18 protein-coding genes are annotated in these 17093 nt (G+C 41.0%); 17 read left to right on the top strand and 1 reads right to left on the bottom strand.

Annotation, left to right across the window (positions count from 1 at the left end):
* Nucleotides 1–3: 3 nt before the first annotated feature.
* The 6 genes from MFF31_RS06370 (at nucleotide 4) to MFF31_RS06345 (ending at nucleotide 6351) form a co-directional block, all read left to right on the top strand.
* Nucleotides 4–561, top strand: coding sequence for a phage adaptor protein (locus MFF31_RS06370; protein WP_238187228.1), 558 nt, complete (start codon nucleotides 4–6; stop codon nucleotides 559–561).
* A complete protein-coding gene (locus MFF31_RS06365) occupies nucleotides 562–3036 on the top strand; it encodes an SGNH/GDSL hydrolase family protein (protein ID WP_238187227.1) in 2475 nt (824 codons plus the stop codon).
* A gap of 65 nt (nucleotides 3037–3101) precedes the next feature.
* Nucleotides 3102–3665, top strand: coding sequence for a hypothetical protein (locus tag MFF31_RS06360; RefSeq protein WP_238187226.1), 564 nt, complete (start codon nucleotides 3102–3104; stop codon nucleotides 3663–3665).
* A complete protein-coding gene (locus tag MFF31_RS06355) occupies nucleotides 3662–5071 on the top strand; it encodes a hypothetical protein (protein WP_238187225.1) in 1410 nt (469 codons plus the stop codon). Before MFF31_RS06360 ends, MFF31_RS06355 begins: the two co-directional genes overlap by 4 nt.
* Nucleotides 5072–5080: 9 nt before the next feature.
* Nucleotides 5081–5776: a hypothetical protein gene (locus MFF31_RS06350; protein WP_238187224.1), complete on the top strand. Its 696-nt coding sequence runs from the start codon at nucleotides 5081–5083 to the stop codon at nucleotides 5774–5776.
* A 50-nt stretch (nucleotides 5777–5826) separates the two neighbouring features.
* Entirely contained in the window at nucleotides 5827–6351 is a 525-nt protein-coding gene (locus tag MFF31_RS06345; protein ID WP_238187223.1) for a stalk domain-containing protein, read from the top strand.
* A 168-nt stretch (nucleotides 6352–6519) separates the two neighbouring features.
* Here the strand turns inward: MFF31_RS06345 and MFF31_RS06340 are convergent, their stop codons facing one another.
* Complete coding sequence (locus tag MFF31_RS06340) at nucleotides 6520–6627, bottom strand: putative holin-like toxin (RefSeq protein ID WP_238187222.1); 108 nt, start codon at nucleotides 6625–6627, stop codon at nucleotides 6520–6522.
* A gap of 129 nt (nucleotides 6628–6756) precedes the next feature.
* On the opposite strand from MFF31_RS06340, the gene MFF31_RS06335 reads away from it, so the two are divergent.
* The 11 genes from MFF31_RS06335 (at nucleotide 6757) to flgM (ending at nucleotide 17080) form a co-directional block, all read left to right on the top strand.
* Nucleotides 6757–8163 (top strand): hypothetical protein, encoded by a 1407-nt coding sequence (locus tag MFF31_RS06335; protein WP_238187221.1) that lies wholly within the window; start codon nucleotides 6757–6759, stop codon nucleotides 8161–8163.
* A 12-nt stretch (nucleotides 8164–8175) separates the two neighbouring features.
* Nucleotides 8176–12234 carry an LPD38 domain-containing protein gene (locus MFF31_RS06330; protein ID WP_238187220.1) on the top strand — a complete coding sequence of 1353 codons (4059 nt, stop codon included), beginning with the start codon at nucleotides 8176–8178 and terminating at the stop codon, nucleotides 12232–12234.
* A gap of 94 nt (nucleotides 12235–12328) precedes the next feature.
* Nucleotides 12329–12607: a hypothetical protein gene (locus MFF31_RS06325; RefSeq protein WP_238187219.1), complete on the top strand. Its 279-nt coding sequence runs from the start codon at nucleotides 12329–12331 to the stop codon at nucleotides 12605–12607.
* A gap of 208 nt (nucleotides 12608–12815) precedes the next feature.
* Entirely contained in the window at nucleotides 12816–13037 is a 222-nt protein-coding gene (locus MFF31_RS06320) for a hypothetical protein (protein ID WP_238187218.1), read from the top strand.
* Complete coding sequence (locus MFF31_RS06315) at nucleotides 13003–13767, top strand: peptidoglycan recognition protein family protein (protein ID WP_238187217.1); 765 nt, start codon at nucleotides 13003–13005, stop codon at nucleotides 13765–13767. Before MFF31_RS06320 ends, MFF31_RS06315 begins: the two co-directional genes overlap by 35 nt.
* A 79-nt stretch (nucleotides 13768–13846) precedes the next feature.
* A complete protein-coding gene (locus MFF31_RS06310) occupies nucleotides 13847–14023 on the top strand; it encodes a helix-turn-helix domain-containing protein (RefSeq protein ID WP_238187216.1) in 177 nt (58 codons plus the stop codon).
* A 152-nt stretch (nucleotides 14024–14175) separates the two neighbouring features.
* Entirely contained in the window at nucleotides 14176–14385 is a 210-nt protein-coding gene (locus tag MFF31_RS06305; protein ID WP_238187215.1) for a hypothetical protein, read from the top strand.
* Between the two features lie 133 nt (nucleotides 14386–14518).
* Nucleotides 14519–15214 carry a helicase-related protein gene (locus MFF31_RS06300; protein WP_248565407.1) on the top strand — a complete coding sequence of 232 codons (696 nt, stop codon included), beginning with the start codon at nucleotides 14519–14521 and terminating at the stop codon, nucleotides 15212–15214.
* Entirely contained in the window at nucleotides 15211–16158 is a 948-nt protein-coding gene (locus MFF31_RS06295; protein WP_238187213.1) for a ComF family protein, read from the top strand. The genes MFF31_RS06300 and MFF31_RS06295 overlap by 4 nt, the downstream gene beginning before the upstream one ends.
* 128 nt (nucleotides 16159–16286) lie before the next feature.
* Nucleotides 16287–16706, top strand: coding sequence for a TIGR03826 family flagellar region protein (locus tag MFF31_RS06290; RefSeq protein ID WP_238187212.1), 420 nt, complete (start codon nucleotides 16287–16289; stop codon nucleotides 16704–16706).
* 95 nt (nucleotides 16707–16801) lie between these two features.
* The gene (flgM, locus tag MFF31_RS06285; protein ID WP_238187211.1) at nucleotides 16802–17080 is read left to right on the top strand and encodes a flagellar biosynthesis anti-sigma factor FlgM; all 279 of its coding nucleotides are present in this window, start codon (nucleotides 16802–16804) and stop codon (nucleotides 17078–17080) included.
* Nucleotides 17081–17093 lie beyond the last annotated feature (13 nt).

Here is a 17093-nt window from a genome sequence, read left to right as displayed (position 1 = left end):
GGTATGTTGCTCAGTGAAGCAGTAGAAGAAATATTAGAAAAAGCACCTAATCATTTGTCCATGCAGTCGATCATTAGGAAGATCAATATAAGTCGTGATCAGCTATTGAGAAGATTCGGCAGGGAGACAGATGTATATCAAATCAATTTGATCGAAGGGGAATCCATGTACCCTTGGGCACTACCTAAAGGGGGGATTCAATCGGTTACGGTCAATGGGAAGAACTATCCTTTCTCGTACGATAATGATATTTCCCGAAGCCGATATTACTACTTTCTAAGCGGATTAATAGGATTGCATCCCACCCCAACGGAATGTGTCATTGGTGGAATGACCATCTTTTACGATAAAACTCTTTCTCCGTTAACGGTAGAAGATTTAGACCAAGAAATTGGCTTTGATCGAGACTATGACATGTTGGTTGTCTATGGAGCGCTCAAGACCATGGAGATAAGCAATGCGAGTATGTACTACTCCAACTTATATAATCAGTTACTGGATGATTATCTAGCAGTAAACACAGAGCCTGAACACTATCAGATAAAATTGGAGGGTTGGTAAATGACAAAAGTGAATGAAACTATAGCAAGCAATATGACCAATTACCTTACAAATTATAAAGCATGGGCTCCTGTAATGTATAACGTAGAGGTATATGGGATTGTTGGCGATGGAGTAAAGGATAATACTTCTGCTGTTCAAAACCTGGTCAACTTGGCGATCTCTGAAAATAGAAAAGCGATTTTCTTCCAGCCCGGTATTTATATCATTAATGATCTTGTAAATTCTGATAAAGTTGTGCTTTTTGGTGATAACGCAACAGTTGTAGGTAGTTTTCCCGGAAAGATATATCAAATTGGTGTATGGGCTAATAATGCGGATGTTCAACACCTTGAAGCGCAAATAGGTCTTAAAGCAGATATAATTGAGGTCAATAAAAAAGCAAGCAAAGATTATGTAAATGAACAGTTGGCTGAGAAAGCGCCGCAGTCTGCGCTAGATGTAACTAACGCAAACTTAACGAACGGTCTAGCCGGCAAGCGTAGTCTTTCGAGTAAAATAACAACTCATGATATTGATAAATCGTCTGATGCAAATAAAATCCAACTGCCGGATCTTTCAGAAGGTGTACAAGCTGCTATGGCGGGCACTGCACCAGTGATAGGGAACGTCACTGATGGAAGTTTGACAACTAAGAAATATGCCGACGAATCAGTCACGGAGTTAAAGCTTGACGAAAAGCTGAAGCAAGCGACTGGACGAATACCAAGAAACATGCTGCAGTGTGATCAAATCGCCAGTCCAACAACTTTGCCTCGGAAATACATCACCTTTCCCGATTTTGTTTTTACAAAGGGTAGTTATGTAAAAGAAGTAGTGCTATTTTCGGGTGTTAGTGAGGTTATCGATATTTATATCGCTCACGGACCAGGACTGACATTAACGATGGACCGTAAAATCACTCACACAGTTGTTCCTGGGTATAACACCGTCCCTGTCCACTACTTGCTCACCCGAGACAGTTATATTGGATTTAATGGAGGATCAAGTTATAAGCAAGAACCTAATAATTGGTATCAAAACTATTATCAAAAGGAATCACTATCCGATTTGGTGATTGGTGTTGAAACGGGTTTTGCATTAACCGACACACTGGACATGACGTTTAACATGGAAGTTATTTTGGGAGACTTAGTTGAGCAATCCGTCTATGATTCGGAAATAGGTGTAATAAATACCGAACTACTCAGATTACCGCATGAAATTTTCGACTGTGGGACTGAAGGATCATCAATGGGCGCAGTTCAATATACCATTCCTAATTTTGTTATTCCAGCAAACACGCTTATCAAAAAGGTGAAAACTCATGCCCACGTAAGCAGTGAAATTGAGATTTGCATATTTACTAAAGATTCAGGAAATGGATTTACTTTAACCCATAAGATAATCAGCCAAGTTACAAAAGGCATTAATTTTATTCCTATTAATTATGTTCTCCCCACAGACAGTTTTGTTGGGTTTAACGTAAAAAAACTCGGTGGTATCAGTTTTATAGTTGGTTCCTACGGAGATGACTACACCTCATATTACGAGGTTTCTGCGAGCAATCTCCCAGTAAACTCTCATACAACTTTTTCATTAACTGACACATTGGCTGTTAATTTCAATTTTCAACTTTTTGTCGGTGATATCGTGGACGTTGAGTACCTCAAAGAGTTAATAGGCCCAGTACAGAGCAAAAAATATGCCTGTTTTGGCGACAGTATAACAAGCGATGAAGTTACAGGAATTGGTACAACAGTTTGCAAAAAATTGGGTGCAGAAATGATCGGCAATTTTGCGCATGGATGGGCGACTGCATCTGACTGGTTTAATGGCTCAACAAATGAAACGATTATCACGTTTGATACCTCAGATTTAGGACTTAATGTAAATGACAATGTATTGTCAAATCAAGTGAGATGCATGTTGCGGCATACAACTCCATTAAATACACAAGTAACATGGTCCCATCCATTGGATGGTTCTTTTTCAATCGATACATCTTTAGGACTTGGGCTAGGAAACATAACTGATATTCCTGAGATTATCTATATTGCAATTGGGACTAATGATGGTCAACTGCAAAGTGGATATGATGTACCCCCGACTTTTGTTGTAGACGACACAGATAATGTGTTTGCGCAGTCTTACTCCCAACTGACAAGAAAAGGGTTAGCATCGGCTCTGCGGTGGGCGCTCGAAACTTTGCAAAGTGCATATCCAAAAGCAAATATTTTTGTGGCCTCTCCTCTGCAAACATCTTCGCTTAATGTTAATCTGACATATTCAGCACAGGTGCTGAAGAGAAACATCATCGAAAAAGTTTGTAAATTCGCAAGTGTACATTTCGTGGACTCGTTTAGCGAAACTGGTTTATCTAGGTTAACTGCTGGTGCGCTTACACTTGAGGGGCTGCACCCCAATGCGGCAGGAAAAGAATGGGTCGGCAACTACGTCTCCAAAGAAATTAACAGTAGGTTTATATCTCGGTAGGACCATACTGCGATATAACCAAGCATCCGATAGGGTGCTATTTTTGATGGGAAGGAGACTAACCAATGTTATCTCTACAACAAATCATTAAAGAAGCTGATCTGCTTGTGCCGAACACCATTGAGACTGTTGATAAGGTCACTCAGCTCAATGCGATCAACAACGACTTTTTTAACATAGTAAAAATTCCGAAGCTCGCTAAGGTTGTAGCAGTACTCAACCAGTCAGAGTATATACTTCCCAACGTTGTGCGAGAGAAGAATATTGACCTAGTGAAGGTTGGTCTACTGAGCTATTTGGACTTGATGAGTGACCCAATAAACCCGACACAGAACAACTACAGCTTTGATGATTCGAATAATACTCTAACGCTATCCCCTGCGCCGTATAGTAACGGTTTGCAGGGGATTGTTCGTTACCACCGTATTGCGACGACAACATTTCTAAGTAGCAGCCTTGCAGCTATACCGGATGCGCCTACAGAATATCACTGGACGTATGTTCCTGCGTTAGCGGCTTGGTTGGCGTTGGTACAAGAGGATGACGCTTCAAAAGCAGCTATTTATACTGACCAGTATCGTTCTTCATGGAATTCAGCAGCTCAAAATTATCTAGGAGGTGAGAGATGAGGAAACCAATTCAGTACCCTATGCAGCAGTATCAACCATTAACGGGAATGATTCCTCCGATAACAATACGTGACTTCAAAGGTGTTAATACGTTAGATCCATTCTCTATACCTGATAATATGTTCACGGATATGATGAACTTCACAACATCGGATTACCCTACATTGTCTGTCCGTCCTGGATACACTCAATTAGGATCTACAGTAGGTACAAAAGTGCTTGGGTTAGGTGCGTGTAAGGATAAAGAGATACACGCCGTATTTAACGATGGTACATGGAGAAAATGGAACGGTTCATCATGGGTACAGTTGGCGAATAATTTAGATACTTCAGCAGATTGGTCATTCACGAATTTCCAAGGTAATTTAACTGATATAAATCTGATTGGAACGAATGGTGTAAACGGATTAAGACGATATGACGGTACGAGTGTTCAATCATTTGGGAATGCTCCTGCTAATCTTAATTATGTTACAACTTATCAAAATAGATTATGGGGCGCATCGGGTAAAGAATTGAGAGCAAGCGCACTAGATAGACCCGATCTATGGAATACTTTTGCAGGGAATGAGGAAGACAGCTATGCCAAAGACATTGAATCTTCCCGTGGTGAAAATATAAACATGCTGAGCGGTGGACTAACAAAATTAATCGTAGGTATGCCAAATGCAATCAAAGAGCTTTATGGAGGATTGCCTTCAGACTTCAATGACCGGCTAATAACTGAGGATGAGGGATTCTCAAATAATAAAAGCGCTGTAACCCACGAAGGTATTATGAGGTTCATACATAAAATTGGACTTTTTACCTTCACAGGTGGCGTTCTACCAGACAAATCATTTTCTGATATAGTTAGCCGTTATTTTAGCCAAACAAGCAATGAATCAGTATCTGGGACTGATGGAACAAGAATATACTTCAACCTTCCACCCGATACCTTACTAGTCTATGACCCACGCTCTCATGTTCAATCTTGGAGTGTATGGAAAGGAATAAAGGTCACTCAATTTCTCATGTTTCAAAATGAGCTTTATATAGGAGATTCACAGGGTCGTGTACTTCGATTAGGAGGTTCAAACGATGCTGGATTACCCATTAACTGGTCAGCCACTACAAAGCCTTATACAAGCGAAACTGTGGCTCAAAAGATGCGGTGGTTAAAGATGTGGACGCATTGGGAACTGGATACTGGATCAACCTTAAACGTGTATCTATCTGATACTGCTAATGGTGACGATTGGGAACTAGTACAAACAGTAGTAGGCACAGGCAGGAAAATAGAACGCATACTCATACCTGTCAATAAATTCACACTATCCAATATGATAAGAATTAAATTTGAGGGTTATGGATGGGCTAGATTACATGAATTAACGAGGAAATTCAGGCTATTACCGCTAAAATAGGAGGTAGACATGACACAATGGCGTGATGCACCAACTAGAATAAAAGGTTTCGGTCCTGTACAGTCACTGAATGAAGCTTCCGCACAGATAAGAGAATTGCAAGACATTATTGCTAAGTTAGCCAAGGAATTAGATTATATTATCAATGGTAATCTCGATGTTAAGAACATTAGATCTAAATCACTTACAGCGGAGGTAATTAAAGCAGGATCAATCACCGCTGAAGAAATGACTGTCGATAAACTGTCAGCTATTACGGCTGATCTTGGTACGATCACGGCGGGATTACTGAATGCGGTAAAGATATACGGATCATATATAGCTACATCAGAGGATTCATATCCAAGAGTTGAGGTATCAACAACAGAAAAGCAGTTTAAAGCTGCTAGGACTCCTACTCAGTTCATAGAAATTGAAGCGGAGGGAATTACATCTGCTTCGCCTGTATTTAGGTTTGTTGACGGCAGTTTCTCGACTCTTGTATTTCAAATAGGAGATACTTATCACATATCATCTGATTCTCATATGATGGTTAATGCTGGAACACATAATTTAAGATTAAATGGTGCTGAGGTTGCAGTAAAAAATGGTGTGGGGTTTGGTACTTTCCCAGCTAATTTTAGTTCTGCAACTTCGGTAGTAGTACTTCGTGATGAGTTTAATGCTCTGCAAGCCAAGTTAGTTTCATTGGGTATATTGGCATAATTCGACATTACACCTATAATGAGAATAAAAACTCAGACGAGGTGAAGATAATGAAAAAGGTTATTATCGGATTTTTGGCAGGTGTTATATTTGCAACGGCAGGGACGGCATTAGCAGCTCCAACAATATCAAAGATAACAGCATCGTTACGAACAGATTATAAAGTAGAGTTAGATGGATCAAAGGTTGAATTGAAGAATTCACCATTAGCATACAATGGTAGCTCATATTTGCCTGTCAAGGAAATGGCAGAGCTTATAGGAAAAGAAGTTTCATTTGATAAAGGTACAATTAAACTAACAACTAAGGAGGAGAACCCAGTGGATGGTCATCCTACTACTAATAAAAATATTGGTTCACAATCTGATTATGATATAAAATTGAAAAAGTTAAGTGACGAAAAGAGTAGTTTGTCAATTGGAATAGAAACATTCAGGGTCCTTAAAAAAGATAGCGTTGATGAAAAGGCTATAAAGAAATTCGAAGAACTAATTGTAGAGTATAACGGAAAGATTGAGAGTATCGATAAACAAATTACAGAGCTCAAAGAAAAGTATCCTGAGTACGCAAAGTAATGGTATTGAACATTGCACGTATAAAATGCTCATGCTATGATTAGGATAGAAAAAGGAGCCGTGCGCTAACACGACTCCCTTGCAAAACGGGCACGACAACCGCTTAAAGAGCAGTCGGCTTCGGAAATACGGCAGTAAAATAGACCGTTTACCTTTGCTGAGGGCGGTCTATTTCTTTTGGTTAAACGCAATGACAATAGCTACAATTAGCGTCAGTAGTGCAATTAGCAATCCACCAAAGCCGATCATTAGTGTCAAAGTATCTTTAACCTCCATGGGCATCCCTCCATTCCTGAGAGGTAGCCGACCGCCCTTATAGCCGTTAAGCGTGCTTGAATCTATTATATCAAATCCAGAGTTTGCCACAAGGCATGCTCTTTTTTTATTTCCGAGAGGAGGGCTAAAATGGCTACGATTAGTGAAAATCAGCGAAAGTACTTAACTGCTATGGCAGCAGGAAAGAACGAAAAAGGTCAAGCGGCAGGGTCAGGTCAACAGGCATGGGCAAAATCCCAGCTTGCTAATAGTACTTCTCCAAACAATACTACACAGTCAGCATCTACCTTTACTCAACCAGAGAGTAGGACAAATCAGACTTTAAATAGGATTAACGAACTGGCGAACGCCCAACCATTCCAGTATCAAGCACCTGCCGCATTTACCTACGACCAGAATAGCGATCCAGCATATCAGGCTGCACTTGCATCAGCTAGGTCAAATATCACTCAGCAGCAGGCTGACACAAATGCTCATCTCAGGGCTGGCGGGCAAGGTAAGTCCTCGTATAGCGAGTCAGTTGCCAATCAGATTGGTGCAAAAGAGATGGGACGAGTAAGTACAGATGTGTTACCGCAACTCATCAACCAAGCCTATCAGCGCCATGCTGATAATGCTAACCGTGATATGCAAATCCAACAAGCCAATTATGGAGCACAACAGGATCAAGTTACAAACCTTGCACGACTGTATGGCATGCAGGATCAACAGGACTTTGCAAACCCGATGGCAGAGGCACAGCTCACAGGGCAATACTTGTCCGGAGAAGCAAGACAGTACATTGATGCAATTAACGGGCTTAAGGCACAAGCAGAAGCGAAAGGCACTTCCCGTGAAGCAATGCTTGGATACAAAGGTCAAGCCGATGCATATCGTAATGCACTTCAAGGTCTTGGTGTGGATCCTTCGTTATTTGGATCTGATGTTAACCGATCTACAGCGATGCAAAATGCTAATCGTGCAGGTGTTCAAACGATGGCAGCTAAGGATCAGAATTTTGGTCAGGACATGGCTACGAAACAATATGATCGTGGTGTATTGGAGAATGATCGTAACTACAACAGAGGGGTTCTCGAGTCGGATCGCACGTTTGGTGAGGATACACGGCGATATAATCAAGAATTTGAATATACACAAGGTCGTGACAAAGTAGCTGATGAAAGATGGCAAACAGAGTTTGATAGAATACTCACTCAAGATGGTGTTCAAAATGCCTTAGCGTGGGCACAGAATAGTATTTCACAGCAAAATGCGAATACATCGTCTGGGAATCTGAATTTGAGCCGTGATGAGTTTGATTATCGAAAGGAAAAAGATGTGCTGGATCGTGAATCATCTAATAACACCAGTGATTCAATTTCAGGTAATAAGATAACAGCTAAACAGTCGGCAGACAATTATAGTTTGTTGTATGACGATATAACAAGTGAAGGTGTAGACAAAGATACGGCAAGGAATTTGTTGAAATCCAACCAAGCGTTTCTTACTGATGCAGACTATAAAAAACTTAATCAATATATTAACGATAAACTTTAGGGGGGGACGAAAATGGTAGTGCGCTTGAAAGACTTGAATAAAGAAGAAAAGAAAAGCGGACTCGTTCGTCTTTCCGATATTAGAGAAAATCAAACAAAAGAAGGTGAGCGTTATGCGTCTCAGATGCGTAGCGTTCCCGAGCTTCTCAATCCATTCAAGGTGCAAGAAAATATTAAAAACCAGCTGAAGACTAAGCCTGCACCACCACAAAATCGTACACAGATATCATCTGAATCGTCACCTACAAGACTTCCGAGACCAGATGAAGTACTAAAGTCTCCATTATTCAATAATGTTGAGGCAGATAAAAGACAACAAGATGCTCTTAACTCTCCTATCACAAAGTTATCTAATAAGATTCAGGAGAAAGGAAGAGAGTGGACTAAGCCGCTAAGTGACTTATTTCCTAAGCCTAAAAGTAATGACACGGTGGGTTTACGAATTGGTAAAGATGTAATGAACTACAGATCAAATGTACAAGAAGCACAAGCCAATAACCCTGTAGGAGCTTTTATTGGAGGAGCAGGGGATGCAGCAACATTGGGGTTAACTTCGTATGTTGAGCGCATGTTGGGCAATCCAGAAGTTGCAGAGAGAATCACGCAGAGTGGTCCTGGTAAAGCAGGACAAATAGCTGGTCAAATCGTTCTCCCAGCTGGGAAAATAAAAGCAGGAGCATCACTTGTAAGCAATATTGGACGAGGGGCATTGGCTGGTGCTGGTTTGGGAGTTGGTATTGAAACTGGTGAACATTTAACAGGGAGAAATAATCAGTCTCTAGGCGAAAGAGTACTTGATGTTGGCATTAGCGGGGCTCTTGGTGGCGCTGGGGCTGGTATCGTTGATGGTATTGGCAAAGGACTACAAATGACCAGAGGTGTTGCACAGGACGTTGTAGGTAGAAAATTGAATACAGCAAATGCAATTGAAACAGCGAATAGAAGTGTCCCTACTGAACGACTACGAGTGCAGAACAACACTGAACGTTTAAGTAAAATGATGGGAGATATTAAGCCTGTAGTTAACGAACGAATGACACCACCTCTAGAGAATCCAAGAGAGTTGGCAAAATGGCTTCAACCTCACCTTGGAGATGTATCACTAAACGATGTTAATCGATTACCTTATGAGGATATGCGTCAGCTAGCCACAGAGGTACAACGAAGCATGAATGTTCCTGACATGGCGAGGCGAGTAGCGAATGATCAAGGACAAGATCTTGATTCACTATTGAACCAAACCGCACCAACGTTCAAACAGACTACAGAACGGTTACGTATGGGTGGCATTTCTGGTGCAATCGAAGCTCCACAAAATGTGAAAGTTGCTATTCGTCCCGGGGAACCACTAGATACTTCTCAGGGTGAAATCATACGTAAGAATTGGCTTAATTCATTGTTTGGTGATCAATCAGTGGGCATCACGCCAATTGGATCAAGAAAAAGTAATAAAATGGTTTCAACGGAACAGCAAATCGTGAATAATCCATTGATTAACAGTGTTAAAGGTACAGTAGATCAGACGAAACAAGCTGCTAGAGCTGTTTATCAAAACAATGTGGATTATCTTTCACCGCTTAAAACGATCAATCGTCAGACCTATGACACAGCAATGGACGCATCTAGAGCAAATAATCTTGCAAATACACTCATTAGAGATAAGTTTGTAGACAATCAAGGGAATGTCATTGGATCAAGCCTAAATGATATCATGAAAAATACTCGTGGACTTGGTAATAAGGTAGACGATTACCTTGTTCTCAGACATGCTATAACACGTATGGAACGTGGTGAACGGGTATATGACGATGCTCTTAAGATGACACCTGACAAGGCTAGACAAGCTATTAAGACGCTTGAATCTAGGTATCCTGAGCTTAAACGAGTGGGAGGAGATTGGGATGGGTTCAATACAAACATCCTAGACAATGCAGTAAAAGAGGGCTTGATAAGTAAAGTGGCTAGAGATGCGATGAGGGAACAGAATCCTAATTATGCATCGATGCGAAGACAGTTTTCAACTGCTGAAAAGTTTGCGCAACCTAAGTGGGGTGGTGGTGCTTCATTCTCAGGTCAAAGCGCTCCTATCAAATCTGTTAGTCCAACAGGATCTACTCGCAAGATAATTTCACCAATCCGATCAGCTATTGAACAGTCTTACGCATGGAAAAATGCTGAACTTAGAAATCGTACAATGCAGGAGATTGTATCTGCTATTCAGGCTGATCCACAAGGTATGAAAGATATTGCCCAACTTGTTAAGAAACCATCTACAAGCTATAGGAGTTTAGATGATGCCCTCCGTGAAGGCGGTTCAGAGGAATTCTTGGAACTGCTAGACAATGACTTTAGGTCGCTGTTTGCAAAGAATGCCTCAGGTGATCAAAACATTGTTAGAGCCATGGTAAACGGAAATCCCGTCTATGTTAAAGTGGAAGACCCTGAGGCTGTAAAAGCCCTACTAGGACTTGGTAATGAGCAATCAGGAATTGCACTTAAAACGATGCAATTTTTATCTGATGCCACCAAAAGGGGGGCGACGGGTTTGCTAGCTCCAATGTTTGCAATCAAGTCCCTTACTGCGGATACCGTGCAAGCAGCAATACAATCGCCAAACGCATTTAAACATATGGCCGTGGATTTGCCTCATGCAGCAATAAGCTCCATTGCTGAGGTATTGAGGATACCAGGATTGAAAAATCTTGCGGAAGATTTTAAACGTTCGGGCGGCGAGTACTCAGCTCTATTGCGAGGTGACAGACGATTAAATACTTCTGTGATGGACTTGAGAAGGGAAGCTCCACTATCAACAAGAGGCATAGCGAAAGGAGCTTTATTAGCTGTTAAGTCTCCGTTTAAAGCACTAGAAAAAGCTGCTGATATGTCGGAAAATATTAACCGTATGGCGGCGTTCAATCGTGCTATTAAAGGTAAGGAGAGAACACCTGAGAACGTTCGGAATGCAATTAATGCAGCACGGGAATCGACGGTTAACTTTTCACGTAAGGGATCATACTCAAGAGAAACAGAGGCTTTTGCCCCTTACTCAAATGCAGCTGTACAAGGCATGTACCGTTTAACTAAGGCGTTTTATAAGAATCCAGTCAAAACGATTGCAGGACTATCAACTCTAGTAATAGCACCAAAATTATATGAATATGCAATGTTCAATGAGGATGCAGATTATCAGAAGCTTCCTGCAAGAGAAAGATACCGCAATATCATCATAAGCAAGAATAAGGACGGAACATTCAATAAGCAGTTCATGCCGCCTGAGTATCTTGCATTTGGATCCTTCATAACAGATGTACTAAATGATGTTGTCCATAATGATCCGGATGCCTATAAAGGTACTCTAGATGCAGTAGTTAATGCCTTTACGCCTCCATTGGTCTCAGGATTAATGCAAGGCGCAACTCAGGGTGGAGGGATTGAGAAAAGCCTTACTGGGTTAGCAAATGCCAGCGTTGCAGGTCCAGCAGTTGCGACAATATCTAATCAAAGCTTTTCGGGATCACCAATTGTACCACAAAGATTGAAAAATAATTCTTCTAAACTTCAGTATGATGAGCGAACCAGTTCTGTAGCGAAACAGATAGGTAAAGTGCTGAATTTCTCACCAATGAAAGTAGATTATTTGTTAAGGGCATACGGCGGAGATCCTGCAAGGTTGTTGTTACCTCTTACTTCCGATGTTGGTGGAGGAACGACAAGAAATACTTTATTGAAGAACTTTATCGTTGATCCAACTTTCACGAATACATTAGCTGACGATTATTACAAAGCAAAAGATGCTTTGTTAAAAGCGAGAGCTGACAATTCAATGGGAGAAGAATTGCCATCTTGGTACAGTGAGGATAATTACAAACTCGCTAATTCTACTGCAAAAGGAGCACCAGCAAAACGATTATCTGACCTTAATGCAGAGAAGAGAGAAATTAACAGAGATCGTAGTCTATCAGCAAAAGATAAGGTCCAGAAAATTAGAGAGATTCAAACACAAATAAACGAGATTTATGTCGATGTGAATTCAAAGTTGCGTGATGCTGGTGTTCCTATGAAGAGTAGGTAACAAAATGACATATTTACAATTAATGATATATTTAATATAATCAAATTGAGCCGAGGGAATGAACCTTCGGCTCTTTCTATTGGAGCTGATGCTTATGATTGAGTTCCACGAATCTGAACACGATAAATCCACAGTGAGCGATTGCACATTACGTGCTGTCGCTCTTTTATTTGGCAAGGAAGCAGCAGATAAACTGCTAATCAGGGGAAATGAACATGTGGGACTGGATCATCACAACAGCAGATGCATTGTGGAGGTATGGTGCGACTCCAACGGCTTTCGGGATGGCTTTATTCGCCCTCTTACGGACGAAGATGTTCAAGCGGAGGATGAAGAAATACTTACCCTATCTATTTCAGGACGAGGAAGTTAATGCAACATATGTAACCAATCAGCAAACAATCATACACAATCAAAAACTCATTATGGAGAGGATGAGATTAGAATGGGATGCACCTATTGGGAAGGAAAAACAAAAGGACTCAGTGGACAAGCGAAGGCACTTATTGGGATCGCAATCAACAACACATTCTTATGTCCAGTTTGCAGGGAAACCCACACTATTAAGGAGGTTACTACACATGTCAACGATTAACAAGGCCATTCTCATACCGTTACTATCTGCTATTGCCCTTTTCATTAAGCAATCATTTGGATATGAAATTTCGGAAGAGTGGATCAACGTTGCTGCAGATGTGATTTTATACATCATTTTTTTCTTGGGACTATTTATGAAGCCTAAAAAAGATAAACTAAAGGAGGAAAACGATGACTTCACAACTCCAATTGAAAATAGAGTCTAGTTTCACTGACGTACAATTCATTGATATCCGAAGCCAGCTACCAGTAAATCCGAACTATACATGGTCGCAGCTTGCCGGAATCCGTGATATTAACGCACTTAACACGATTGTCTGTCATCACGATGCCCTACCTAAATATAAGACAATAAAATATGGAGATGTTGAGCTTGCATCACGAATCGCAACAGATCACATAAGATCCAAAAAAAATCACCCCAAAGGAGATGCAGGGTTTCCCTATGATCTATGGATTCGAAACGGAATCATATACTGGTGCAACGATGTCGAACCTAGAGAGTACGGAGTTGCTGGCAATAACGGATATACGGTCAATATTTGCGTCTCAGGTGATTATAAAAATTATGATCAGTTAACACCTGAAGATCGCAAGGCACTATACGCTGCCATCATTTCAATGAAAAACTATCTCCCAAAAGACCAGTACATTAAAGGACATAATCAAATTCAGCCAACGGATTGTCCCGGATACGACATGGACCAAGTAAGAGAGGGAGTTTTATCGCTAGAAAAGGAAATTGAGCAGATAAAATCACCAAACAAGCAAGAAGAGATAGCTTATCGGATGGCAAACTACATATTATATCTTCAAAAGTTGAGCCTAGGTAAAAACCATAATGGGACAGCAGCATCACCCGGTGATATGAAATGGGCTTTAGGGCAGTTACTAAAACTTGAACCTGAGTTTCGGAGATTGGGATTCTTGAAGTAGGGGCGATTGCCCCTTTTTATTTTAACCATTACGAGCCAAATGGCTCACTATATGTTATAATCTAGAAAGAGGTGATACCATGGATTACATGGGAGTAGGAGAAGCGACGAAAGTATGGAACGTGTCCCGTGCAACAGTTAAGCGTTGGTGTGACTCAGGACATGCCAAGGCTGATAAGGTTAGCGGTCGGTGGTTGATTGATAAGCAGCAGCTGAAGCCGGACAAGAAGAGGGTGGATAAAAATGGGGCATTATGAAAATGAAATGACAATAAAAAGTATGGATGACTTAAGAAAGATATTTCCTTCGATTGCTTGCAAATAATTCAATGGATTCAATAAGAAAAAGTCAGCATGGTAATTTATGATTAAGGTTAAAACATGACAAACAAAAATAAGGGGTGAATATAATGGGAGCACATCAAAACATAGACTTTTTCCGTTTTCCAAAGCAAGGGGACTTACTCCGGGTAGAAGTAACTTTTAATCGTGATATAGAAAGTAAGATAATGGGTCGTATGATTCGAAACGATCATGAAGAACCAGGAATAACAATAATCATGCTAGATGATGGTAGAGTAGTATTGGACACTGAGTGCCAATATTCAATAATGGATTAGAGATTTATGAAAAATAAGCCACTGTCGCAATTTAATAAGTAGTTAACGAAAGAATTCCTGCCTAGATTTAGGTGGGAATTTTGTTTATAGGGTACATAAATAAAGGAATGGGTTTCCTTTCCACGGCGATCCAATGCTCCATTACGCTGCAAATAAGTGCTGCAAACTTGGCGTGTCTAGAATTTTGTTGTCTGCGACACCTCCACGAGAGCTTCAAGTGGCAGTGAAGCGGGGAAAGCTAGCCCATGCCCGTGTCCCAGTGCGGTATCACCGTCATCCATTGCCTGTACCGAAATTAGTTCGAACAGTGACTGTAAAGCAGATGCTGGATACCGATAAGATGCCAAATGGATTGTATGATGCGCTTCGGAAATCAATTAACCGAGGGGCACAAATATTTGTTTTTGTACAACGAATTGCACTAGTAGAACGACTTGCCGCTCTCATGCGATTAAAGCTGCAATTTGCTGCTGTAGCAGCAACATCATCTAAGGACCCTGAACGTGCACAGAAGGTGAAAGACTTTCGAAATGGGGATATACGAATTTTGGTGACAACAACTATTTTGGAGAGAGGTGTGACGATTCCTAAAAGTGATGTTTTTATTTTGGATGCAGATGGGGGATTATTTGATGAAGCATCCCTTGTACAAATGGCTGGACGAGCTGGTCGTTCGGCTAATGATCCAAATGGACAAGTATACTTTTTTGCAAAAGAACGCAATCAATCTCAAATCAGGGCGTTACGACATATTCGAGCTATGAATCACATCGCTAGAAAGAATGGATTCCTGCATGATGGCTTGCATAAAGGAGATCCCCAATCATGAACATTATTAAAGATTGGATGAACTGTTTGCGCTTAATTGCGAGTAGATCTGTAGATTTAATGGCACCCCAATCGGATAATTGCGCGGTATGTAATAAAGGTATTTTTGCAGCAAAAAGCCGAAGTGGGAACGCTACCGGTGAAACAAATAGATTACATGCTTCATTATGCAATGAATGCTATGGTGCAATTCCTTGGCTAAGGCGCATCGTATGTTCACAATGCGGAAGGGGCATTCATTGTGAGGATTGTATGAGAAGAACGGAGCGTCCTTTCATATGTAACCGTAGTGCGGTCACCTACAACGCTGCCATGCGGGAGTGGCTTGCGCTATACAAATATCGAGGTAACGAGCGACTTTCGCCCATCCTTGGGGCAATGTTATTGCCTGCATTGGAACGTTTAACGAATGAGGTGCTTGCACGAAGTAACAACGAGACGGCGCACCGAAAATCTTTTGCGGAGAGGGGGAGCCCAAAGATCAGTAGAATAGCTATGCCGTCTAGAAAAAACACTTGCTGGGATGCTATTACATACGTACCAATTAGCAGTGAACGTGCGGAAGAGCGGGGGTTTAATCAAGCTGAACAATTGGCGGAGTATGTGTCTGATGCGCTTCAAATTCCGCTATATGAGTTGTTGGTGCGTGAGCGACATACAGAAAAGATGAGTTTCAAAACACGTTCGGAGCGACTGAGGGATGCACGACTGTTGTTCTCATTACATAGAGGACATATGGAGGAGCTTATTCAAGAGAGTGAACGTTTAAGAGAAAATGCCGTACAATCTTCTAATCTGCATCTCCCAAAAGATAGAGCGCTACGAATCTTGTTAGTAGATGATATTTATACGACAGGGAGCACAGTTGAGGCTTGCTCCAAACTAATTCAGCAATATTTTGCTAGAAGAATAGAAGTATATGTACTAACGTGGGCTAGATCTTAATGCGAGTTTTTAGTCATAAAATGTGAAAGATTGTTCTTAGCACCCAATTTCACTAATGAAAATTGTTGAGCTTTCCGTTAAACTGTATATAGTCATAGTTTAATTGGATACGAGGAGGGCCTGAAGCGATGAATTTAGATAATTGTCCTCGCTGTGGCAAGTTATTTGCCAAAAATTTTAGAGATGTTTGCCCTGTATGCATACGGGAGATTGATAATGAGTACCAGCTTTGTGCGGACTATTTGAGAAAATATAAAGGTGCTATTATTGGTGAGCTTTCCGATCAGACAGGTGTATCTATTAAGCAGATTACGAAATTCATTCGTGAAGGTCGTATCTCTATGGTCAATGCTCCTAATATGTCTTATGCGTGCGAGTCTTGCGGAATCCCTATTCGCGAGAGTCATATATGCGAGAGCTGTCGCAAGAGATTGTTGAAGGACAAAACCCAGATGTTTGAAAATGAAGCAAAAAAATCGGAACAGTCTGATAAATTAAACCCTGAAAAAGTTGCTTACCGTGGTCTAACCGAGTATAAGGACAGATAAATTAACGATACTATTAAATAAAATTTGACTAGAGCCGATAATACTTGTAAAGGTAATCGGCTTTTTTAGTTCCTGTAAATAATGAGGTGGATAAATTGAAGATAAACGAAACTAATCGAATCGGCGGAGTTAACCCTTATCAGAAGCATGCGGAATTCCGTGGGGATGAGGTTAAAAAGGCTCGCCAAAAGGACGAGGTGCAAATCTCGGCTGCAGCTAAGGAAATGCTAACGTCAAGCAAGATAACCAATGCAGAGCGAAGCGAACGCATCAATGAATTGAAGGAATCTGTTTCCTCAGGCACTTATCACGTGGAAGCAGGTAAGGTTGCTGAGAAGCTACTGCCTTATTTGAGAAATAATCGACCAGAGTAAGGACGGGATCCAT

This window comes from Paenibacillus sp. L3-i20 (genome assembly GCF_022180385.2).
Lineage (GTDB): Bacteria > Bacillota > Bacilli > Paenibacillales > Paenibacillaceae > Pristimantibacillus.
The sequence above is the reverse complement of the archived record's forward strand: the minus strand, read 5'-3'. Positions and strand labels throughout refer to the sequence as shown.